This window comes from Streptomyces sp. NPDC005574, from assembly GCF_040605435.1.
Lineage (GTDB): Bacteria > Actinomycetota > Actinomycetes > Streptomycetales > Streptomycetaceae > Streptomyces.
Map to the genome: position 1 here is coordinate 42,986 of NZ_JBEXCW010000017.1, position 20,774 is coordinate 63,759.

17 protein-coding genes and 1 pseudogene are annotated in these 20,774 nt (G+C 72.8%); 10 read left to right on the forward strand and 8 right to left on the reverse strand.

The features are described 5' to 3' along the window. Positions 1 to 29 precede the first annotated feature (29 nt). From ABZT03_RS14430 to ABZT03_RS14440, 3 genes are all read right to left on the reverse strand, one after another. A complete protein-coding gene (locus tag ABZT03_RS14430) occupies positions 30 to 2,636 on the reverse strand; it encodes a cellulosome protein (protein ID WP_356038408.1) in 2,607 nt (868 codons plus the stop codon). Between the two features lie 125 nt (positions 2,637 to 2,761). Next, positions 2,762 to 3,301 (reverse strand): MarR family transcriptional regulator, encoded by a 540-nt coding sequence (locus ABZT03_RS14435; RefSeq protein WP_356038410.1) that lies wholly within the window; start codon positions 3,299 to 3,301, stop codon positions 2,762 to 2,764. Further along, positions 3,298 to 4,983, reverse strand: coding sequence for an FUSC family protein (locus tag ABZT03_RS14440; RefSeq protein ID WP_356038413.1), 1,686 nt, complete (start codon positions 4,981 to 4,983; stop codon positions 3,298 to 3,300). Before ABZT03_RS14440 ends, ABZT03_RS14435 begins: the two co-directional genes overlap by 4 nt. A 171-nt stretch (positions 4,984 to 5,154) precedes the next feature. Between ABZT03_RS14440 and ABZT03_RS14445 the strand changes: the two genes are divergently transcribed. The 5 genes and pseudogenes from ABZT03_RS14445 (at position 5,155) to ABZT03_RS14465 (ending at position 9,759) form a co-directional block, all read left to right on the forward strand. Next, positions 5,155 to 5,703, forward strand: coding sequence for a DUF5134 domain-containing protein (locus tag ABZT03_RS14445; RefSeq protein ID WP_356038416.1), 549 nt, complete (start codon positions 5,155 to 5,157; stop codon positions 5,701 to 5,703). A 348-nt stretch (positions 5,704 to 6,051) separates the two neighbouring features. Next, positions 6,052 to 6,987, forward strand: coding sequence for a M56 family metallopeptidase (locus tag ABZT03_RS14450; RefSeq protein WP_356038419.1), 936 nt, complete (start codon positions 6,052 to 6,054; stop codon positions 6,985 to 6,987). Positions 6,988 to 7,373: 386 nt separating this feature from the next. Beyond that, positions 7,374 to 8,072 carry a phosphatase PAP2 family protein gene (locus tag ABZT03_RS14455; RefSeq protein ID WP_356038422.1) on the forward strand — a complete coding sequence of 233 codons (699 nt, stop codon included), beginning with the start codon at positions 7,374 to 7,376 and terminating at the stop codon, positions 8,070 to 8,072. Positions 8,073 to 8,199: 127 nt separating this feature from the next. Then, positions 8,200 to 8,883, forward strand: a pseudogene (locus tag ABZT03_RS14460) (HAD family hydrolase); the annotation flags it as partial. Positions 8,884 to 9,057: 174 nt separating this feature from the next. Next, positions 9,058 to 9,759, forward strand: a complete 702-nt coding sequence (locus ABZT03_RS14465; protein ID WP_356038576.1) for a helix-turn-helix domain-containing protein — start codon at positions 9,058 to 9,060, stop codon at positions 9,757 to 9,759. Here ABZT03_RS14465 and ABZT03_RS14470 read toward each other — a convergent pair. Next, entirely contained in the window at positions 9,747 to 11,249 is a 1,503-nt protein-coding gene (locus tag ABZT03_RS14470; protein ID WP_356038425.1) for a hypothetical protein, read from the reverse strand. The two genes, ABZT03_RS14465 and ABZT03_RS14470, sit on opposite strands and share 13 nt — an antisense overlap. 229 nt (positions 11,250 to 11,478) lie before the next feature. On the opposite strand from ABZT03_RS14470, the gene ABZT03_RS14475 reads away from it, so the two are divergent. Beyond that, positions 11,479 to 12,096: a DUF305 domain-containing protein gene (locus tag ABZT03_RS14475; RefSeq protein ID WP_356038578.1), complete on the forward strand. Its 618-nt coding sequence runs from the start codon at positions 11,479 to 11,481 to the stop codon at positions 12,094 to 12,096. 56 nt (positions 12,097 to 12,152) lie between these two features. Here the strand turns inward: ABZT03_RS14475 and ABZT03_RS14480 are convergent, their stop codons facing one another. After that, complete coding sequence (locus ABZT03_RS14480) at positions 12,153 to 12,608, reverse strand: DUF6214 family protein (RefSeq protein ID WP_356038428.1); 456 nt, start codon at positions 12,606 to 12,608, stop codon at positions 12,153 to 12,155. 201 nt (positions 12,609 to 12,809) lie between these two features. On the opposite strand from ABZT03_RS14480, the gene ABZT03_RS14485 reads away from it, so the two are divergent. Next, complete coding sequence (locus ABZT03_RS14485; RefSeq protein WP_356038431.1) at positions 12,810 to 14,156, forward strand: FAD-dependent oxidoreductase; 1,347 nt, start codon at positions 12,810 to 12,812, stop codon at positions 14,154 to 14,156. 109 nt (positions 14,157 to 14,265) lie between these two features. On the opposite strand, the gene ABZT03_RS14490 is transcribed toward ABZT03_RS14485, so the two are convergent. Then, the gene (locus ABZT03_RS14490; protein WP_356038433.1) at positions 14,266 to 14,622 is read right to left on the reverse strand and encodes a helix-turn-helix domain-containing protein; all 357 of its coding nucleotides are present in this window, start codon (positions 14,620 to 14,622) and stop codon (positions 14,266 to 14,268) included. A gap of 155 nt (positions 14,623 to 14,777) precedes the next feature. Here ABZT03_RS14490 and ABZT03_RS14495 point away from each other — a divergent pair, with 155 nt between their 5' ends. Further along, entirely contained in the window at positions 14,778 to 15,857 is a 1,080-nt protein-coding gene (locus tag ABZT03_RS14495) for an NADH:flavin oxidoreductase/NADH oxidase (protein ID WP_356038436.1), read from the forward strand. A gap of 380 nt (positions 15,858 to 16,237) precedes the next feature. On the opposite strand, the gene ABZT03_RS14500 is transcribed toward ABZT03_RS14495, so the two are convergent. Further along, positions 16,238 to 17,554 (reverse strand): PHB depolymerase family esterase, encoded by a 1,317-nt coding sequence (locus tag ABZT03_RS14500; protein WP_356038439.1) that lies wholly within the window; start codon positions 17,552 to 17,554, stop codon positions 16,238 to 16,240. Positions 17,555 to 17,938: 384 nt separating this feature from the next. Between ABZT03_RS14500 and ABZT03_RS14505 the strand changes: the two genes are divergently transcribed. Next, entirely contained in the window at positions 17,939 to 18,919 is a 981-nt protein-coding gene (locus tag ABZT03_RS14505) for a polysaccharide lyase family 1 protein (protein ID WP_356038442.1), read from the forward strand. A 92-nt stretch (positions 18,920 to 19,011) separates the two neighbouring features. Continuing rightward, positions 19,012 to 19,821, forward strand: coding sequence for a pectate lyase (locus ABZT03_RS14510; protein WP_356038445.1), 810 nt, complete (start codon positions 19,012 to 19,014; stop codon positions 19,819 to 19,821). A gap of 118 nt (positions 19,822 to 19,939) precedes the next feature. On the opposite strand, the gene ABZT03_RS14515 is transcribed toward ABZT03_RS14510, so the two are convergent. Further along, positions 19,940 to 20,707, reverse strand: coding sequence for a PaaX family transcriptional regulator C-terminal domain-containing protein (locus ABZT03_RS14515; RefSeq protein ID WP_356038447.1), 768 nt, complete (start codon positions 20,705 to 20,707; stop codon positions 19,940 to 19,942). Positions 20,708 to 20,774: the final 67 nt, after the last annotated feature.

The following is a 20,774-nucleotide window of genomic DNA, read 5'->3' on the forward strand; positions in this document are numbered from 1 at the left end:
CCGGGCTCCCGGCCGCCGCCGCACACCTGTCAGGCGAGCGGTGTCACCGTGACCTGGTCGATCACCGGGGCGTAGGCGGAGCGTTGCCCGAATGCGTTGTACGTCTCGCCGTCGAAGTCGGGGAGTTGGTCGGCGGTGAAGGTGACCGTGTTGGCTCCCGGCACCAGCGTGACGGGGACGGACAGGTCCCAGAAGTTGTTGAAGTGGAAGGTGGTGGGGAACAGGACACGCACCGGCGCGGCCCCGTTGACGGAGATGTCCGCGTGCCGGCAGACGGGGTCGGGGTTGTAGTGGGTCGCGGGCGCCTGCTCGCCGTTGGAGTAGCGGACGGTCAGCGCGTGCCGTCCGGCGCGCTCGGCGCTCACCGTCAGCGTGAGGGCGTTGCCGGGCCCGGCGCCGATGCCGTCGACCGCCTTGCCTCCGGTGGCGTAGGAGTAACCGCCGGTCACCGTGGCCGCGCCGGTGAGGGTCCCTTCCTCGGCGGCGTACACCGTGCTGGGCAACTGCCCCCGGGACGGGCCCACGCACACCCGGTCCAGCACCAGGGCCTGCGAAGTCCCTGTGACCGTCAGCTTGTTGACGCCTCCGGACAGGAACACGGCGCGGGCGCCGGGCACGAGGGCCCCGAGGTCCTCGCCGTTGACCGCGATCCGCCCCCGGCCCGGCCCGAGGAGGTCGACGGTCACCGTGGCCTCGCCGTCCTCGGCGGCGTGCACCCAGAAGGTGGCGGTGGCGCCCGGCGGCAGTACGGCGGCTCCGGGGCCCGAGGCGCCGGGGCGGTCGTAGGCGGGGTGCGCGCCCCCGCCGAGGTCGGCGTACTCGGCGTCGTAGCGTGCGGTGGGGTCGGCCTCGCGCAGGGTCAGGTCGAGCCTGTCGACGACCGCGTCGCCCCGGGTGACCCCCAGCTCGGGGTCCTGCGCCGCGAGGGTGATCCGGTGCCGTCCCGCGGTCAGTGTCACCTCGGTGTCGGTGTGGCCCCACACCGCCCACTTGTAGCCGAGGGGCAGCCGCAGTTCGCGCGCCTGCCCGCCGTCGACGCGCAGGAAGACGTTGGTGGGGCCCTGTTCGCGGACCAGGTCGGCGAGGTTGTGGGAGTTGGCGAGGACACTGACGACGTACGTGCCGTCCTGCGGGGCCTCGACGTCGAAGGTGAGCATCCCGTCGGAGCCGGTGCGCAGCCCGCCCACGTGATGTCCGCCGGACGTCGCGAACTTGTCGACGTTCGCCGGCGACCCCTCCGGACCGTTCAGACGGCGACCGCCGCCGGTGTACGCGGCGTCCTCGGCCTCGTACGTCCGCCGCCACCCGGCCGCGGCCGGGGCGGCGGCCTGCCCTCTGCCGCCGGGCGCGAGGATCAGCTGGTAGGCGGACATCTCCCGCAGGTCGCCGGCGCGCAGGGTCACCCGGCCGTCCTGGACGGGCACCAGGGTGTCGAGCAGCACCGTGGGCTGGGCGCAGGAGCCGACCTGGCCGGTCCAGGGGATCTCAAGGAGCCGTGCGTGCACGACCGGCCCGAAGACGTCCGCGTCGACGTGCTCGAAGACGAGGTCCGCGACTCCGCCCGCGCCGCCGAACAGCAGCCGCGCCTGCCGCTTCGCGCGGTCCAGCGCGGCGACGCCCTGCAGGGTGTACTGCGCTCCCGGGTGCGGCGCGGTGACCCGCACGGTGTCGCCGGTCAGTTGCCCGTAGGCGTTGAACAGCCACCACTGGCCGTTGCCCTTGTTCGCCTCCACCGCCGAGTCGTTCAGGTTGCCGGCGATGTTCCAGTAGGCCATGTCGGCGTCGACCTTGGACTCCTCGACGGCGGCGATCCACTGGACCATCTGCCCGGGGACCGACAAGTGGTAGTTGTGCGCGTACTCGTTGAGGTTGACCGGCAGCGGGCCGATGCCCAACTCCCGTTCCAGGGCCCGGTACCGGTCGACATTGATCCGCACCTCGGCGGGCGAGGAGAGTTCGTGCCAGGTGACCACGTCGGGCAGGACGCCGTGGTCCCGGGCGAACTCCAGGAAGTCCCGCACCTCCGGGTACAGGACGCAGGTGTTGGGGCCCGCGATCCGCGCGCCGGGGTGAAGGCCCCTGATCAGGCGGTGGAAGTCCGCCCAGGCCGCGAAGTAGTGCCGGGGGTCGGTGCGCCAGGACACCCGGTCGTGGCTCCACTCCCCCTCGCCGAACATGTTGCCCTCGGGCTCGTTGAACGGCACGTACACGACGTGTGAGGCCAACTCCCCCAGGGTCACCACCTGTTCGACCTGGCGGCGGACGCTCTCCCGGTACCCGGCGAGCCGCTCCGCGCCGCTCGCGCCGGGCCACTCGTAGGGGAAGCCGCGGTGGATGTCGGTCAGGTACAGGTACAGGTCCCTGCCGCCCGCCGCGACGAACGACGGCAGGACCTCCAGGGCGTCGGCGCCGGGGTGCTGGGTGCCGTCCTGGGCCTTGGTGGTGACGGTGCGGACGTACATGCCCTCGACGACCGCGCGGCTGGGCACTCCGTCGCCGTACAGGCCGTAGAGCGTTCCGCTCGCGCCGCCGTGGAAGGGGCCCGTCCCGGCCCCGAGGTCGACGGTGAGCCTCTCGGGAGCGGAGGCGGGCGTGACGGTGGTCGCGGGGGCCTCGGCTGATGCCACGGCACACATCCTTCGTCCGACATCTCGTACACCGGCCGGCGATCCGAACCGATCCGCTCGAACGTAGGAAGGAGGCGCCGGTCACGTCAATAACCGGTCACCCACCGGGACTTGCGTGCCCGGGGGGCCCCGGCTCAGCCGCGCAGGGCCCCGAGGCGTCCTTCGAGCTGTTCCAGCAGGCCGCCCAGCAGTCCGGCGAGTTCGTCCTGCCCCGCCGGGTCGAGGCCGGACAGCACGGCGGTCTCGTAGGCGAGTTGGGCGGGCAGGATGCCGTCCACCAGGTCCCGCCCGGCGTCCGTGAGGCGCACGTGGGCGACGCGGCGGTCGCGGGTGTCGCCCCGGCGCTCCACCAGGCCGCGCTCGGTCAGCACCTTGAGGCGTTTGGTGACCGCCGCCCCGGAGGAGAACGTCTCCCGGGCCAGGTCCCCCGGGGTCAGTTCGTGGCCGGTGCGCCGCAGCGCGCCCAGCAGGTCGAACTCGGGGCGGCTGAGTCCGGCCCGGCGCAGCGGGGCGTCCTCGGCCTGCTGGAGGAGGGCGGCGCAGCGGTTGACGCGGCCGATGATCTCCATGGGGCCGGTGTCGAGGTCGGGATGGACGGCCTGCCACTGCCGGACGACCGCGGCGACCGTGTCGTCCCTGGTCGCGCCCGCCTGCCGCCCGTTCGGTGCCGTCATGGCCGTACACCCTCCGTCGTCCTGCCCTCACGCGGGTCCAGGAGCAGCCCCTGGCGCCGTACCGTCGCGGCGAGCGTACGGTGTGCGGTCCGCTCGGTGAGCACCACCCGCTCGTGCGGCAGGGCTCGCTGCCACCACTCGCCGGACGCGGCCTCCGCGGTGACGCGCAGCTCGACCAGGGCGGCGGCCAGGCTGCGGCGGGCGTCCTCCAGCGCCACGGGGGCGGGACCCGTTCCCGCCAGCAGGGCGGCGGCCTCCGCGCGGGCCCCCTCGACGGCGGTCAGGGCGTCCTCGATGCGGTCGCCCGCGCGCCGGTTGGTGACCGCGACGGCGGCGACGAAGCCGACCAGCGCGCCGACCACGGTGTCCACGACCCGCTCGGTGATCAGCCGCCCCGGCTCCTGCGTCCCGGCGAACTCGGAGATGAGCAGCGCCATCGGCGTCACGCAGACGCTGCCGAGCCAGTAGTTGCGGCCGATCAGCGCCTCGGCGCCGAAGTTGAACGCCAGGCAGCACAGCACGAGGGCTGCCCCGCCGAGGTGGGCGAGCGGGGCGACGGCGGCGAACAGCAGCACGCCGGCGAGGTTGCCGACGACGCGCTGGACACCGCGGCTCCAGGTCAGGGTGAGGTTCGCCTGGTAGAGCGACGCGGCGGTGACCAGGGCCCAGTAGGGGCGGCCGACACCGAGGGCGAGGGAGGCGTAGCCGGCGAGGGCGCAGCCGAGTGCCGTGCGCACCGCGAGAGGGGTGAGCGGCCCGAGCCGGGTCCACCAGGGGCGGGCCGTGGCGGCCAGTTCGGCATCCACGCCGAGGAGTTCGTCGTCGTCGGCCGCCGGGTGGCCGGGCCGCGGGAGCGGACCGTTGCCGCGCAGTTGGCGGGCCCAGGCGGACAGCCGCTCCGGGTCGGTGTCGGCGGGCGCGGCGAGGGCGACCTCCGCCCGGACCACGAGCCGTTCGAGAGTGCGCCGGGTGGTGTTGCGCGGGCCGGCCGACAGCAGCGACTGCCAGGCCGCGTGTACGGCGGCGGCCGCGCCGGCACGGGCCCGGGCGGGGCCGTCGCCGGCGCCGGTGCCGCGCGTGGCGGCGTACGCGGCGGCGGCGTTCAGGGCGTGCGCGGTGGCCCGGCGTTCGGGGCCGTGCGGGCGCAGCAGTCCGGGCGCCATGCCGACGAGCCAGGCCCAGACGCCCGCCGCGGCGGCCAGGCCCAGGTGGCCGGGGACCTGGCCGAGGGTCTGCGGGGCGAACAGGGAGGCGGAGGTGACGAAGGTGAGGACCACATTGCCGGGCGGCCCGACACGGGACGCGTCGCACACCGCCTTCTGGGCCGCCGCCAGCAGTGCGCCGACGGTGACCAGCACGACGGCACTGCCGGTGAGCGAGGCCGTGACCAGGGAGACTGCCAGGCCGCCCAGCATGCCGAGCACGACCCAGGCCAGGGCGCGGGCGCGGGCGGCGTAGGGGCGGTTGTGGGCGTAGAGCGCGCACAGGGAGCCGGCCATGGTGTACATCGCCAGATCGAGCCGGCCCAGCGCCAGCAGGGTCAGGTTCGGCGGGGCGACCGCCGCGACCACGCTCAGCGCGGGCTTGAACCAGATGTCGGAGGGCCGCCCGAGGCGCAGCACGCCGGCCAGCGGAAGACGTCGGGCGGGCGGAGTACCGGGGGTGGGGGGCGCGCTGCTCATGACCATCAGCTTAACAGGTGTTTTACTTGTAAACAGTCCAGCCTCTCTCGCGGTCACCAGCTGTGCTCCGTCGAACGCGCCCCGTGTACATCCCTGCGCTCGCTTGCGCGCCGCGCGGCCCGGGCATTCCTTGACCGATCGTCGGACCGACCGTCGAGCGCGGAGGTGGGCGTGCACGGACCGGCTTCGCCCGGCTGGCTGCTGGTGGCACTGTGCGCGGCCACCGGCGCCTACTGTCTGCTGCGGATGCGCAGCACCGTCGAGGAACAGCGCCGCGCCGCCGGGGGTGAGGCGGTGATGGGCTTCGGGATGGCCGCGATGGCCGTGCCCGCGACCGCGTTCACCCCGCCCCCCTGGGCCTGGCCCGGCTACCTGGCCGTCTTCGGCGCGGCCACCGTGCACGCCCTGTGGGCGGCCCGGGCCGGCGGCCACCACCTGCACCATCTGGTCGGGGCCTGCGCCATGGTCTACATGGCGGTGGCGATGGGCGCCTCCCCCGCGCCGCCCGGCGGACACGCCGGGCACGGCGGCTCCGGCTTCCCCCCGCTGACGGTGGTACTGCTCCTGTACTTCACCGCCTACGTCCTGCTCTCCGGCGCCCGCCTGGTACCCGCCACGGCCGGCGCGGGCACCGCCGCCTGGGGCGACCGCCCGGAACTGGCCCGGGCCTGCCGACTCGCGATGGGCATCGCGATGGTGGCGATGCTGCTGACCCTGTGAGCAGGGGTGGGTCGGGGGGAGCGACGAGACCCCGTCCGGGGCGCGCTGGTGGCGATGTCGCCGACCCTGTGGGGGTGCCGGATCGAGGCGCGGGTGAGCCCCCTCGGGCGTCGCCATGGTGGCGCTGCCGCTCGCCGCTGCTCGCTGCTGCTCCTGTGACCGGGGGCGGGCACGGGCACGGCGGGCGACAGGCGTCGGGGGCCTCGGGAGGGGGCCGCCCATCCCCGGACATACGCATGCCAAGACGACACGACCCGTCAGGGACACCGTGCCGGGCGCGGCCGTTGTCTGCGTCACTTTGCCGCGGCAGGCCGTTACGGCTCCGCTCCCCGCTCATAGGCTGCCCCCATGATGGTCCCCGCGGCACTGTTGCTGCTCGGCGCGCTGGCCGCCGTCGTCGCCCCACGGCTGCTGGCCCGGGCCGACTGGCCGGACCGCGAGCCGGTGCTCGCCCTGTGGGTGTGGCAGTGCGTGGTGGCGGCCGTCCTGCTGTGCTGCGCGCTGTCCATGACGCTCAGCGCGGCGGCCTCCTGGCAGGCGCTGCACGGTCACCTTTTCGCCCCGGCACCGCGTTCCGTCGTACGGGCCTACGCGACCGGTACGGCGGCGGGCCCCTGGGCGGCGGCGACAGCGGTGGCGCTCGCCTGCGGAGGCGTGTGGACCGCGGCGATGCTGGTGCGCGAGGTGGCGGGGGCGCGCAGCCGGCGTCGGCTGCGACGGGCCGAACTTCTCGTGCGGGCCCCGCAGTTGCCCGGCGAGGACCCGGCGGGCCGACTCGTGGTCCTGGAGGGCGAGAGGTGTGACGCCTGGTGGCTGTCGGGCACCGCGCCCCGGCTCGTGATCACGACGGCCGCGCTGCGCCGGCTGAAGGGCCGGCAGGTGGACGCCCTCGTCGCCCACGAGGAGGGCCACGCCCAGGCCAGGCACGACTGGCTGCTGCACTGCTCGGCCGCGCTGGCCGACGGGTTCCCGCGGGTGCCGGTGTTCGCCGCGTTCCGCGACGAGATGCACCGCCTGGTCGAACTCGCCGCCGACGACATGGCCTCCCGCCGCTTCGGCCGGCTGACGACAGCGCTCGCACTGGTGGAGGTCAACGAGGACCGGGGCGTGTTCGGCCCCGGGCCGACACCCCAGGCCCATGTGCCGCGGCGGGTGGACCGGTTGCTCGCTCCGCCCGACCGCTTCACCGCGGGCCGCCGCCTGCGCCTCATGGCAGCGGCCGCGCTGGTCCCGGCGGTTCCCGTGCTGGTGGCCTTCGTACCGGGGCTCAGGGCGCTGGGATAAGGCGCGGGACTCGGGCGGCGGCCAGCGGGATCGGGACCTGGGCGGCGGGAGCGGGCGCTGGGGCCAGGCGCCGGGTCGGGGGCCGGGATCGGGACCCAGGCGCCGACGCCGGGCGCAGGCATCGGGAGCCAGGCGGCGGGAGGCCGGACACCGGGGCCGGAAAGGGGACAGGGCGCTGCAAAAGCGTGCCCGCTGCCCGAAGGTGGCGGCGATCGCGGCCCGCCACGGCGACCGCATCGCACCTGAAATCCCGCAGCACTGGAAGACCACCACGCACCCCGAACCCACCGCACCCGACCACCGAACGCAGCCACCGCACACCCCCCGACTCCCGTCGCCCGCCCCGGAACTGGCCTCCCGCCCCGCCGGTCGGCGAGGATCGCAGCATGCACCCGCCCCCCGTCGACTCCCCTCCCCGTCCGTCGGAGCACCGCGCCGCCGCCCGTCTCGCCTGTGCTCTGGCCGCGTGCTCCGCGCTGCTGCTCACCCTGGTGGCTGTGCGGTGGCACCCCCTGATCAGCGTCGACGGCGCCGTCGCGCGCACCACCCATCGCTGGGCGGTCGACGAACCCGGCACCACGCATGTGTTCCGCGTTCTGACGGACTGGGTCTGGGATCCCCTGACCCTTCGCATCGTGTGTGCCGTCGCCATGGTGTGGCTGGTGTGGCGGCGCTCGGCATGGTGGACCGCACTATGGCTGGCGGCCACATGTGCGCTGGCCACACTGCTGCAGCAGGGGCTCAAGGCCGCGGTGGACCGGCCCCGGCCCGTCTGGCCGGACCCCGTCGACTCCGCCCACTACACGGCCTTCCCCTCGGGCCACGCCCTGACGGCCACGGTCGTGTGCGGACTGCTCCTGTGGCTGCTCCACCACCACCGCGCCGGCCGCACCCTGTGGCGTACGGCGCTGGCCGCGGCCGTGCTCTCCGTGCTGGGCGTCGGCCTCACCCGGGTGTGGCTCGGCGTCCACTGGCCCTCGGACGTGGTGGGCGGCTGGCTGCTCGGCGGGCTCGTGGTGGCGGCGGCCGTGTCGGTGTACGACCGCCTGCCCCGGAGTGGAGAACTGCCGACGCGAGCCACGTGAGGCGCCCCACGGGCCTGACGGACCGACAGCGAACTTCTTGGGGTACCCACCTTGGCTTTCCGGACGCCGGACCGCGGCACCCCCGGCGGGGCGTTCGCCGGTGAAGGGCGCCGGTACAGTCCGGCGCATGTCTGCCGTCCTGTTCGACTTCTCCGGAACCCTCTTCCGCATCGAGTCCGCCGAGTCCTGGCTGCGCGCCGTCCTGGACGACTTCGGGCTCCGCCTCGGCGACACCGAGCTGAGACAGACCGCGCAGGCACTGGAGAGCACCGGCGCCCTGCCCGGCGGCGCCCCCGCCGAGAAGATCCCCGAGCCGGTCGCCGGCATCTGGCGCGTCCGCGACGAGAGCGCCGCGCTGCACCGGGCCGCGTACACGGGCCTCTCCCGCCAGGTGCCGCTGCCCGACCCCCGGCTGCACGACGCGCTCTACGACCGGCACATGACGCCGGCCGCCTGGGCCCCCTACCCGGACGCCGCCCACGTCCTGCGGACCCTGCGCGAGCGCGGGATCGGTGTCGGTGTGGTCAGCAACATCGGCTGGGACCTGCGGCCCGTCTTCCGCGAGCACGGCCTCGACGCCTACGTGGGCACGTACGTCCTGTCGTTCGAGCACGGCATCCAGAAGCCGGACACGCGGCTGTTCGCGACCGCGTGCGACGCGCTCGACGCCGATCCGCGCCGGACCCTGATGGTGGGTGACGACCGGCGGGCCGACGGCGGTGCGGCGGCCCTCGGCTGCCGCCTGCACTTCGTGGACCATCTGCCGGTGTCCTCGCGGCCGGACGGACTGCTGCCGGTGCTGGACCTGGTGGACGCCGGCCCGGCCGGGAAGTACCGGGGCGACGACCCCGGGTGTGCTCACCCGCCCTGGACGATCCCCCGCGCCGCCCAGGGCAGGCAGCAGCCCGGACAGAGCCCGGGTACGGGCTTGTCCGGTCGCGTTGAGTATAGTTGGCTGGCAACCAGTCAACGCAGGAGTTACAGCATGTCCCCGCGCAGCGCCTCGGTCAATGAAGAGTTGCGCCGGCGTTCCCGGGAGCGGCTTCTGCAGGCGGCGGTCGAGCTGGTCGGCGAGCGCGGCTACGACGCGACGACGCTCGGCGACATCGCGGACCGGGCGGGCTCGGCCCGGGGTCTGGCGTCGTACTACTTCCCCGGCAAGCGCCAGTTGGTGCAGTCGGCCGTGCACCGGCTGATGCACCGCACGCTGGAGGAGGCCCTGGAGCGTGAGCCGCGCACGGAGGACGGGCGGGAGCGCCTGGCGCGGGCCGTCGACGCGATCCTGGGTCTGGCCCGGGACCGGCCGGTGCTGATGCGCCAGCACATGGCGGGCCTGCTGCAGGCGGAGGGGTTCGTGCAGTGCCCGGAGCAGCAGCGGCTGTCCGAGCTGCTCGGGGACACCGTCGCCCGCTACGGCTCGCAGAACGTCGGCAGCGACTACCCGATGCTGCGCGCCGCGCTCATGGGCGCGGTCTTCGCCGCTCTGGTCCCCGGAGTCCCGATGCCCGTGCCGACGCTGCGCGCCGATCTGTTCCGGCGCTACGGGCTGGCCCCGGAGCTGGGGGTCCCGCCGGACGGCGAGGCGTCCGGCGGGACCTGTGAGACCGATCTGTCACGGTTCTTCGCGACGGGTGAGCAGGCGTCCGGTCAGCCGGGTCAGTCGGGTCAGCTGGGTCAGTCGAAGTAGTCCGGCTGCGTCTGGACGTTGAGCTCACGCACATGGACCCGCCGGGCGGGGTCGGTGCGCCGGTCGCTGAGTTTGAGGACGTCGAAGCCCTTCACGATGTCGTTGGAGTAGATGTAGCCGTTGTAGTAGTACGCCGACCACGCGCCGCCGACCGACAGCGCGTCGGTGGCGAGCGGCCCGCGCTCGAAGTAGGCGATCTCCTTCGGGCTGGTGGAGTCGGTGAAGTCCCAGACCGACACGCCGCCCTGATACCAGGCCTGGACCATGATGTCCTTGCCCTTGACCGGGATCAGCGAGCCGTTGTGCGCCACGCAGTTCTCGGTGTCGGCCTGGTGGCGGGGGATCTTGTAGTAGCCGCGGAAGACGAGCTTGCGCTTGTCGCCCTTGCCGACGATGTCGTAGATGCCGTCGGCGCCGCGGTTCGGTCCGATCGCCGCGTTGCAGGTGGCCGCGCCGCCGCCGCCCAACTCGTCGGTGAACACGACCTTGTTGGCCTTCTGGTTGAAGGTCGCCGAGTGCCAGAACGCGAAGTTGACGTTGTCCTGCACCCGGTCGATGACCTTCGGATGCTCGGGGTCCTTGACGGAGAAGAGGATGCCGTCGCCCATGCAGGCGCCCGCGGCCAGGTCCTTGGAGGGCAGGACGGTGATGTCGTGGCATCCGGTCGTCTTGGAGACGCCGGGGTTGGTGGGCGCGCCGGGGTTGCCGCCGCCGTCCGGGCCCTCACCGGGGAAGAGCACCGGGAAGCCGACGACGGCCGCCTGCTCGGGGGCCTTGCGCGGCACCTTGATGACCGAGATGCCGTCGTGCGGGGGCTGGCAGTCGGGGTAGGCGGCGTTCGGCGAGTACGAGGAGACGTAGATGTAGACGTCTTTGCGCTCGGGCACCAGCGAGTGGGTGTGCGAGCCGCAGGCGGTCTCGACGGCGGCGACGTACTTCGGGTTGGTCTTGTCGCTGATGTCGAAGACCTTCATGCCCTCCCACGACGACTTCTCGGTGACGGGTTGCGTGGTGCTGTTGCAACTGCTGTCGCTGCGCGAGGAGTCGGTGGACAGGAACAGCAGGTCGCCGGAGACGGAGATGTCGTTCTGCGAGCCGGGGCACAGGACCTGGGCGACCGTCTTCGGGGCCTTCGGGTCGCTGATATCGAAGATGCGGAAGCCGTCGTAGTTGCCGGCGAAGGCGTACCTGCCCTGGAAGGCCAGGTCCGAGTTGAAGCCGGCGAGGGCCTCCTTGGGGACGTTGGCGAGGTGCTCGATGTTCGCCGAGTGGACGATCTCGTCCTGCCCGGGTATCGCGCCGTCGGAGATGGCCGCTCCGACCTCGGCCCGGGCGCTGCGGGACACCTCTTTCGCCGTGCCCGTGCCGTCCCCGGGGTCGGGGGTCGCGGCGGCTGGGCCGGCGGTCAGCAGCGCCGCCAGGAGCCCGGCCGCGGCGGTGGCGACTCCCAGCCGTCTGCGCCGTGTTCGGGGGTCGTTTAACAGGATCACTGTTTCCTCCCTTGTTCCGTTCCGCGCCGGAACGGTTCACGCACCCCCGCAGTATCGTCTTCACCATGCACATATCAACAGATGGCAACGAAGACGTAATGAAGGTTTTTGATCACTCGCGGGCGGAAGCGTGTTAGGACGGTCCTCGGCACCCACCACTTGCGCCCCAACCCGCCTGCCACCGGAGGTCGTTGTGCTCTTACCTCGCGCGTCGCGCGCGTCCCTGGTCATGGCCGCGCTGGCCGCTGTGGCCGTCCTCGGGGTGAGCGGCTGCGACTCCTCGTCCGACGCGAACCCGCCCGCGGCGAGCGGGCCGTCGGTCCTCGTGCCGGGCAGGCCGGGCGAGGCGAACCGGACCCTGTCCGCCGCGGACGCGGCGGAGCAGCGCGCCGACGACGACTCCCCCAACGCGGCCGACCTGTCGTACGCGCGCAGGATGATCGAGCACCACACGCAGGCCCTGGAGATGACCGAACTCGTGCCGGACCGCGCCGAGTCGGCGAAGCTCAAGCGGCTGGCCGAGCGCATCGCCGCCGCGCAGGGCCCGGAGATCGACGGCATGCGGGGCTGGCTGCGGACGTACGGCGAGGACGAGTCGGGCGGCGGCCACACGCACTCCGCGATGCCCGGCATGGCGACCGAGGCCCAACTGGGCGCGCTGCGGGCGGCGAGGGGGAAGGCGTTCGACGCACTCTTCCTGAAGCTGATGGTCACTCACCACGAGGGCGCGCTCACCATGGCCGCGGAGGTGAAGGGGCAGGGCAACAACATCCGCATCGAGGAGATGGCCGACGACGTGGTCGCCCAGCAGACGAGCGAGATCACCCGGATGCGGGAGATGCAGTAACGGGGCTCGCACGTCGGACCGTTGGCCCGCGGATGCCGCCGGGCCCCGCGCCGCGCTCAGCGTCGGGCGTGGCCGGGTGCCAGGAAGCCCGCGTCACGCGCCTGGGCGATCAGGCGCAGTGACCGGCGACGGCTGTGCCCGCTCGCGCACATCACCGCGAGCACCGGATCGACGCCCCTCTCCTGTGCCGCGCGGTACTCCTGCGCGACCAGCCACCGCCCCTCAACCCCGCACGGCCACGGCGGCCTGGCCCGGCCGGGTCCGGTCCGCTCCCCCGGCTCGGGCTCCGCGCCGCACGTCTCGGCCAGCGGCCCCTCGATCCAGTCGGCGAGCACCGCGAGGTCGTCCAGGGACAGCGCCGGCCGGGCCCGCACGTCCTCCAGGCACAGCCCGCCTCCGGACACCACCGCGAGGGCGTCGACCCGGGCGCCGTCGGTGAACGCCAGCCGTACATGGAACCACGAGGTGGCGTCGCCGTCCTCCCGCACCTCCCACGCGGGCCACACGGACACCGCACCGTCCGTCGGACAACGATCAGAAAGATTAAGAAAGGATGCTTCCAGCACACACGCAACGTAACCTCATGATCACAATCCATACGAAAGGACACGCGCACCCCGACCGGCCGCCACACCCTGTCAGCGCAGCGGCCGCGGTGCCATCCTGGAGGCGTGAGCGATCTCCGCTGAATCCTCCGGGTAAGGAGTTCCGCCGTGCTGCGTGTCGCCGTCGTCGGCTCCGGGCCGAGCGGGTGCTACACCGCCCAGAGCCTGGTCCAGCTGGACCCCGAGGTGCGTGTCGACGTCCTGGACCGGCTGCCGTGCCCGTACGGCCTGGTGCGGTACGGCGTGGCACCGGACCACGAGAAGATCAAGTCGTTGCAGGGCAATCTGCGGACGGTGCTGGAGCACGAGCGGGTGCGTTTCCTCGGCGGTGTCCGGATCGGGCCCGGCGGACCGTCCGCAGCCCGGCTGCGGGAGCTGTACCACGCGGTCGTGTACTGCGTGGGCGCCGCCACCGACCGGCATCTCGGCATCCCCGGCGAGGACCTGCCGGGCAGCTGGTCGGCGACCGAGTTCGTGTCCTGGTACAGCGCCCACCCGGACGCCGGCGCCGGCGACTTCGTGCTCGGCGCCCGCTCGGCCGTGGTCATCGGCGTCGGGAACGTGGCCGTCGACGTGGCCCGCATGCTGGCGCGGGGCCCGGCGGAACTGAGCCCCACCGACATGCCGCAGCCCGCCCTCGCCGCGCTGGCCGCGAGCCGGGTGACCGACATCCACATCGCGGGCCGGCGCGGCCCCTCGCAGGCCCGCTTCACCACCAAGGAACTGCGCGAACTCGGCGCCCTGCCCGGCACCGACGTGAGCGTGGACCCGGCGGAGCTCGCGCTCGATCCGGCCTGGCTGGACCCCTCGGCGCTGCCCGCCCCGCAGCGGCGCAACGTGGAGGTGCTGCGGGACTGGACGCGGACTCCGGCGACCGGCGCGGCGCGCCGCATGCGGCTGCGCTTCTTCCTGCGTCCCATCGCCCTCCTGCCCGACGGCGGCCGGGTGGGCGCGGTGCGCTTCGAGCGGACACGGCCGGACGGCCGGGGCGGAGTGACCGGCACCGGGCGGTACGAGGACATCGAGGCCCAGCTCGTGCTGCGTTCCGTGGGCTATCGCGGGGTGCCGCTGGAGGGGCTGCCGTTCGACGCGGCGAGCGGCACGGTCCCCCATCTGGCCGGCCGGGTGCTGCGCGAGGGCGTGGTCGCGCCGGGCGAGTACGTGGCCGGCTGGATCAAGCGCGGCCCGACGGGTGTCATCGGCACGAACCGGCCCTGCGCGAAGGAGACGGTGCTGTCGCTGCTGGAGGACGCCGACGTCGTCGCACAGAAGGAGATTCCCGGCGATCCGCTCACGGTCTTGCGGGCCGAGGGGCTCGATCCCGTCGAGTGGCCGGGATGGCAGGCGATCGAGCGGGCGGAGGCGCGGCTCGGGGCGTCGCTCGGGCGGGGCGTCGTCAAGCTCCCCGACTGGGAGTCGCTGCTGACGGCGGCCCGGCAGGCCGGCTCGGGGTAGGTGGCGGCGCCGGCCGCCTGACCGCGATCGCGCCGAACCTGCTCTTCAACCACCTTCCGGACTTTGCAACTCCCTGCCGGTCAGGGCGGGTTCGGCCGATGCCGCGGGCTCAGCCGCCGAGCCGGACGGCCTGCCGCTCGGCGGCGGCGAGCAGGCTGCCGAGAAGCCCGGGGAAGAGGTCGTCCAGGGCGGCGCGGCGCAGGCCGTTCATCTTGGCCGTGCCGCGGTAGGTCTGCCGTACCACCCCGCTCTCGCGCAGCACCCGGAAGTGGTGCGTGGTCGTGGACTTGGTGACGGGCAGCACGAAGTGGGAGCAGGAGAGCTCGCCGCCCTCGGCGGCGAGCTCGCGCACGATCCGCAGCCGCATCGGGTCGGACAGCGCGTGCAGCACCGCCTCCAGCCGGATCTCCTCCCGCGCCGGATGCGGAAGGTCACGGCTGCCTGCGGCGGGGACGGCGGTGGTCACGGCGGGCTCCAGTTCGTCCGGGAGGCTCCCCGTAGCGGGAGGGGCTCCAGTCTACGAGGCTTTGTACGGCAACTCTCGTAGTTTGACATCCACCGTACTACGATGCCTATCGTACGAGTCGTCCACCGGATCCGCGACGAACGGAGCAGCTCTCCATGAGCTCACTCTTCCAGCCCTTCGACCTGCGCGACGTGACCGTCCCGAACCGGGTCTGGATGCCCCCGATGTGCCAGTACTCGGCCGCTCCGCAGGGTCCGGAGACCGGCGCGCCCACCGACTGGCACTTCGCGCACTACGCGGCGCGCGCGGCCGGCGGCACGGGACTGATCGTCGTCGAGGCCACCGCCGTGTCGCCCGAGGGACGCATCTCCCCCTACGACCTCGGCATCTGGAACGACACCCAGGTCGAGGCGTTCCGCCGGATCACGCGCTTCCTCGCCGGCCAGGGCACGGTGCCCGCCGTGCAGCTGGCGCACAGCGGCCGCAAGGCCTCGACCGACCGGCCCTGGAAGGGCGGCGCGCCGGTCGGAGCGGACGCCCACGGATGGCAGCCGGTGGCACCGAGTCCGGTGGCGTTCGACGAACGGCACCCGGTACCGGACGAGCTGACCGTCGCCCAGATCCAGGACGTGGTCGGGCAGTTCGCCGACGCGGCCCGCCGCGCCCTGGCCGCGGGCTTCGAGATCGCCGAGATCCACGGTGCCCACGGCTATCTGATCAACGAGTTCCTCTCCCCGCACTCCAACCACCGCACCGACGGCTACGGCGGCTCGTTCGCCCACCGCGCCCGCTTCGCCCTGGAGGTCGTCGACGCCGTACGGGAGGTGTGGCCGGACGAGAAGCCGCTGTTCTTCCGCGTCTCGGCGACCGACTGGCTGGCGGACGGCGGCTGGACGGCGGACGACACGGTCCGGCTCGCCCACGAACTGCACGCCCACGGAGTGGACCTCCTCGACGTCTCCACCGGCGGCAACGCCTCCGGCGTGCGCATTCCGCTCGGCCCCGGCTACCAGGTCCCCTTCGCCGCCCGTGTGAAGGCCGAGTCGCCGATGCCGGTCGCCGCCGTCGGACTCATCACGGACCCCGAGCAGGCCGAGAAGATCCTGTCGAACGGCGAGGCCGACGCGGTCCTGCTCGGCCGCGAGCTGCTGCGCAACCCGTCCTGGGCACGGCAGGCGGCACGTGAACTCGGCGCCGGGGTACGGGTGCCGGAGCAGTACCACCGCTCGGTCTGACTCACGGCGCCCGGGGGCGCGCCGGGCTCCGCGGGAGCGTGTGACGCCGGGAACGCCCCCCCGAAAAACATGCACATCCCGACGAGTAGGTACTCCCGGAGAAGTACGGGCCACCTCGATGAGTGCTCCCGCAAGATCGGGGTAGATCCCTCCCGGGCACGATGCGCGCGCCCGAGCCGGCGACCAGGCTGGTCGCACCAGGCATGAGGAGGGCGTCATGAACCGCCAGATCCGCATTCGTGTCAGCCGTCGGCCCATTCCGTCCCGTGACCAGACGATCGACCGCAGGACGCCCTCGGGGCGCCTGCTGCCGTACTGATCTCGCCACGACCGGCGGCGGCCCGAGGGAGTTCTCCGGGGCCGCCGCCGGTCCGCGCGTGTCAACCGGCCGTGCACGCCTTCCCGTTGAGCGTGAAGGCCGCCGGTGCCGCGCTGTTGCCCGTGTGCCCGGCCTGATAGCCGATGGTGACGCTCGCGTTCGGCGCCAGCGTCCCGTTGTACGAGGCGTTCGTCGCCGTGACCGCGCCGGAGGCGGGCGCGTAGGTGGCCCCCCAGCCGTTGGTGATGGTCTGGCCGGCGGGCAGCGTGAAGGCGAGCTGCCAGCCGGTGAACGCGGTCGTGCCGGTGTTGGTGAGGGTGACCGAGGCGGTCAGGCCCGTGTTCCAGGCGCTGGTGGTGGCGGTCACCCGGCAGGCGCCCGGCTGCGGCCCGGAGCCGGAGCCGTCCAGGCCGAAGAAGGTGAGCGCGCGGGAGGCCATGCCGTAGCTGTACAGGTTGTGGCCGACGCCCTGGAGGCTGACGGCCTCCACGGGTGCCTGGTCACCGGTGGAGCCGTAGCGGGTGCGGGTCCAGCCGGCTGCGGGTGAGTCGGTCGCGGCCGGGGTCTGGCCGACGCCGAGCACGTTGGTCCACTGCTTGATCTCCTCCCCGAAGTTCGGGTAGCGCAGCACGTCGTCGTCGGTGCCGTGCCACACCTGCATCCGCGGCCGGGGCCCGGCGTATCCCGGGTAGGCGCCGCGCACCAGGTCGCCCCACTGCTGCGGGCTGTGGGTGACGGTGCCGCCGGAGCAGGCGCTGTTCCACTCCGAGCCGTCGGCGGTGGCGAAGCAGCCGAACGGCACGCCGGAGAACGCGGCGCCCGCGGCGAACACGTCCGGGTAGTCGCCCAGCAGGACGTTCGTCATCATCGCGCCGGAGGAGATGCCGGTGGCGAAGATCCGGCCCGGGTCGGCTCCGTAGGTGCGGGCGGTCCAGTCGACCATCGACTTGATGCCGACCGGGTCGCTGCCGCCGCCGCGCTTCAGCGCCTGCGGGGAGGAGACGTCGAAGCACTTGCTCGCGCGGGTGACCGACGGGTACACGACGACGAAGCCGTACCGGTCGGCGAGCGAGGCCCATTCGGTGCCCGAGTACATCGCAGGGCCGGACCCGGTGCAGTAGTGCACGGCCACCACGACCGCCGGGTGGGCGCTGACGTTCACCGGGGCGTAGACGTACATCTGGAGGTTGCTCGGGTTGTCGCCGAAGCCGGTGACCTCGGTCAGGGTGGCGGCGGGGACCGCGCCGGGCGCCTGCGTCCGCGCGGCGGCGGGGGTGGCGGCCAGGGTGGCCGCGAGTAACGGCACCAGTGCGGCGAGGAACGTCAGGAGCAGCGAACGCGGCCTGTTCCAGGCGGTGTTGCGGGGTGTGGGGGACACGTCTTCTCGAACCTTTCCGGTCGCGGCTTCGCGGGCGTGGTTCGGCGGCAGGCGTCCCGTCGGCGGACCGGGACGCGCCGGCTCTCTCGTCGGACCGCCCCTTCGGAAGGGAGGCGTCCGCCGAGCATCGTGGCATGGGCGGGGCCACCATGGAAGCGCTCCCACGGCATCGGATCCCAGGACCTCGGCCGCTTCACGGGTGGCCGAATGCCGTCTGCGCAAAGCGTTGACTAGAAAGCGCTTACCCCCTACGTTCCGTTCAGCAGTGTGACCAAGGGGCGCAGCTGAGTCCCTAACGGGCCGCACTGTCCTCGCATGGCGTTCAACATGGCGTACGGCATTCACGTACACGACCCCACTCGCACCCGGAAGGGACGCACCCGCATGCGTACTCACCCCCCGCGTACACAGCCGCAAAGGTCCAGCCTGGTGACGGTCGCAGCCGTGGCGCTCGCCACGGCGGCCGTCCTCGTCCTCCCGCAGTCGGCAGCCGCGGCGGACACCTCGCCGGTCGGCTTCGGTGCCGGGACCACCGGCGGCGGCAGCGCCTCGGCGGTCACCGTCTCGACCCTGAGCGCCTTCAAGACAGCCGTCACCGGCAGCACGGCCAAGGTCGTCAAGGTCAACGGCCTGATCTCACTGAGCGGTCAGGTCGACATCGGCTCCAACACGACGGTCCTGGGCGTCGGTTCGTCCTCCGGGTTCACCGGTGGCGGGCTGCGCCTGAAGAAGGTGACCAACGTCGTGGTCCGCAACCTGAACATCAGCAAGCCGGTGGCGCCGGCCGACGGCATCACCGTCCAGGCGTCGACGAAGGTGTGGATCGACCACAACTCCTTCTCCGCGGACCGCAATCACGACAAGGACTACTACGACGGTCTGCTCGACATCAACCACGGCTCCGACTACGTCACGGTGTCCTGGAACACCTTCAAGGACCACTTCAAGGGCTCGCTCGTCGGCCACAGCGACAACAACGCGAGCGAGGACACCGGGCACCTGCGGGTGACGTACCACCACAACCAGTTCAGCAACGTCTACTCCCGCATCCCAAGCCTGCGCTTCGGCACCGGCCACTTCTACGACAACTACGTCGTGGGCGCCGAGACCGCCGTGCACTCCCGCATGGGCGCCCAGATGCTCGTGGAGAACAACGTGTTCCGCTCGACGGTGGTCGCGGTCACCACCAGCCGCGACAGCGACGTGGACGGCTACGCCAACCTGCGCGGCAACGACCTCGGCGGAGCCGCCACCGAGATCTCGCGGGTCGGCACCTTCACCAGCGCTCCGTACAGCTACACCGCCGAGCCCGCCTCGACCGTCGTCGCCTCGGTGACCGGCGGCGCCGGCGCCGGGAAGCTCTGACGCCCCCGGCCCGCGTTCCGGACACGGCAGGCAAGACAGGCACGTCAGGCACGCCCCAGACGGACAGAATGACCAACAGAAGGAATCGGGACATGACTTCTGCAGCTCGGCCGCGCGCCCGCACGCGCGCACTGACCGGCGCCATGGCCGCACTCAGCCTCTCGGTTGCCATGATCATGACAGAGGGCGCTCTCACTCCGGCCGCCGCCGCCACCTGGCCCACCGCGAACGGCAGCCAGGCCGTCTCCTCCACCATCTCGGTGTCCGGCACCAAGGACTACGGGATGAAGCGCCTCTACGGCACCGGGGACCTCGGCAGCGGCAGCCAGGACGAGGACCAGGGGCCGATCCTGGAACTGGCCGCCGGCGCGGTCCTCAAGAACGTCATCATCGGCGCCCCCGCCGCGGACGGCATCCACTGCCTGGGCAGCTGCACGCTGCAGAACGTGTGGTGGGAGGACGTCGGCGAGGACGCGGCGACGTTCCTCGGCTCGTCGTCGTCCAACGTCTACACCGTCTCCGGCGGTGGCGCGAAGGAAGCCAGCGACAAGGTGTTCCAGTTCAACGGCGCCGGCACGCTGAACGTCTCGAACTTCGCGGTGAAGAACTTCGGCACGTTCGTCCGCTCGTGCGGCAACTGCAAGAGCGGCCAGTACAAGCGGACGATCAACCTCAACACCATCGAGGCGACCTACAAGGGCAACAAACTCGTCGGCATCAACACCAACTACGGCGACAGCGCGACCCTGAAGGCCATCACGATCGTCGGGGACAGCAGCAAGAAGATCGTTCCGTGCCAGAAGTACATCGGCAACAACACCGGCAAGGAGCCGACCACCAACGGCTCCGGCCCCGACGGCACGTACTGCAAGTACGCGGCGTCGGACATCACGTACAGGTGAGAGGGCGGGTGCCGGGCCGGGAGCGGGCGCCGGGCCGCCCTGACCGGCTCCCCTGATCGCGGCGCGGTGCAGGCGGCCGTATCCGGTGTCCCGCGGGGCGCCGGATACGGCCGCGCTCTCACACCCCGCCGTGCGCGTGCTCCCGCTGCGGGACCGTGTCCGCCAACTCCCGCTGGTATCCCTCGTAGGCGGTGCGGAGGTCAGCGCCCGGCCAGCCGGGCGGCAGGAGTTCGGGGGGCAGCACGGGGTCGGCGAGCAGATGGCGTACGACGGCTGCGAAGGTGGCGAGGCGGTCGGCCGGCCGACGGGTACGGCCCGCGCGGGTGAGCAGGGATCGGGCGACGGCGGACCAGTCGCCCAACGGCCACAGTTCGGCGGCGAGTTCACCGGCCGGGCGGTCCGGCCGGGCCGTGTACTGCTGTGCCACCTCGCCGAGCCGCTCCGGCAGCGGGCGGCGCAGGTTCGCGGGCCGCAGCCAGACGCCCTCGCGCGGTTCGGCCAGCCGGGCGGCGGTCAACCGGGCCCGCAGTTCGGCGCGTTCGGCGGGGCCGCGTCCCGTGGCGGTGACGACGACCATCTCCCAGTCGCCGTCCCATGCCCGCGTGTGCGGGTGGACGGCCTCGTCCTGGCGGTGCTGCCGGGCGAGCAGCCGGTCGCTGAGACGGTACCGGGTCTCGGCGCGGCGCAGATCGCCCGCCGCCACCATCCGGCTCAGCGCTGCCCGCAGCGTGGACGCGCCGACACCGAAGGGCTCCACCGCCCGGACGAGCTCCCTGGCCGACAGCTCCGGCGGGTGCGCTCCCAGCAGCAGGCTCAGGACGACCGACCGCGCGGACAACGGCCGCAGGCCGGCCTCGGGGGGCTGCACTGACACGTTCCTCGGCATGGTCACGTACTGTACGGACCGTCCTGATGTTGCACTATTGCTGCGACCGCAGCGAGAGTGCAACATT

Bases quoted from the DNA above. Each gene is read 5' to 3' on its own strand.
- ABZT03_RS14430 (WP_356038408.1), bottom strand. From the start codon at position 2,636: ATGTGTGCCGTGGCATCAGCCGAGGCCCCCGCGACCACCGTCACGCCC.
- ABZT03_RS14435 (WP_356038410.1), bottom strand. From the start codon at position 3,301: ATGACGGCACCGAACGGGCGGCAGGCGGGCGCGACCAGGGACGACACG.
- ABZT03_RS14440 (WP_356038413.1), bottom strand. From the start codon at position 4,983: ATGAGCAGCGCGCCCCCCACCCCCGGTACTCCGCCCGCCCGACGTCTT.
- ABZT03_RS14450 (WP_356038419.1), top strand. From the start codon at position 6,052: ATGATGGTCCCCGCGGCACTGTTGCTGCTCGGCGCGCTGGCCGCCGTC.
- ABZT03_RS14455 (WP_356038422.1), top strand. From the start codon at position 7,374: ATGCACCCGCCCCCCGTCGACTCCCCTCCCCGTCCGTCGGAGCACCGC.
- ABZT03_RS14465 (WP_356038576.1), top strand. From the start codon at position 9,058: ATGTCCCCGCGCAGCGCCTCGGTCAATGAAGAGTTGCGCCGGCGTTCC.
- ABZT03_RS14475 (WP_356038578.1), top strand. From the start codon at position 11,479: ATGGCCGCGCTGGCCGCTGTGGCCGTCCTCGGGGTGAGCGGCTGCGAC.
- ABZT03_RS14495 (WP_356038436.1), top strand. From the start codon at position 14,778: ATGAGCTCACTCTTCCAGCCCTTCGACCTGCGCGACGTGACCGTCCCG.
- ABZT03_RS14505 (WP_356038442.1), top strand. From the start codon at position 17,939: ATGCGTACTCACCCCCCGCGTACACAGCCGCAAAGGTCCAGCCTGGTG.
- ABZT03_RS14510 (WP_356038445.1), top strand. From the start codon at position 19,012: ATGACTTCTGCAGCTCGGCCGCGCGCCCGCACGCGCGCACTGACCGGC.
- ABZT03_RS14515 (WP_356038447.1), bottom strand. From the start codon at position 20,707: ATGCCGAGGAACGTGTCAGTGCAGCCCCCCGAGGCCGGCCTGCGGCCG.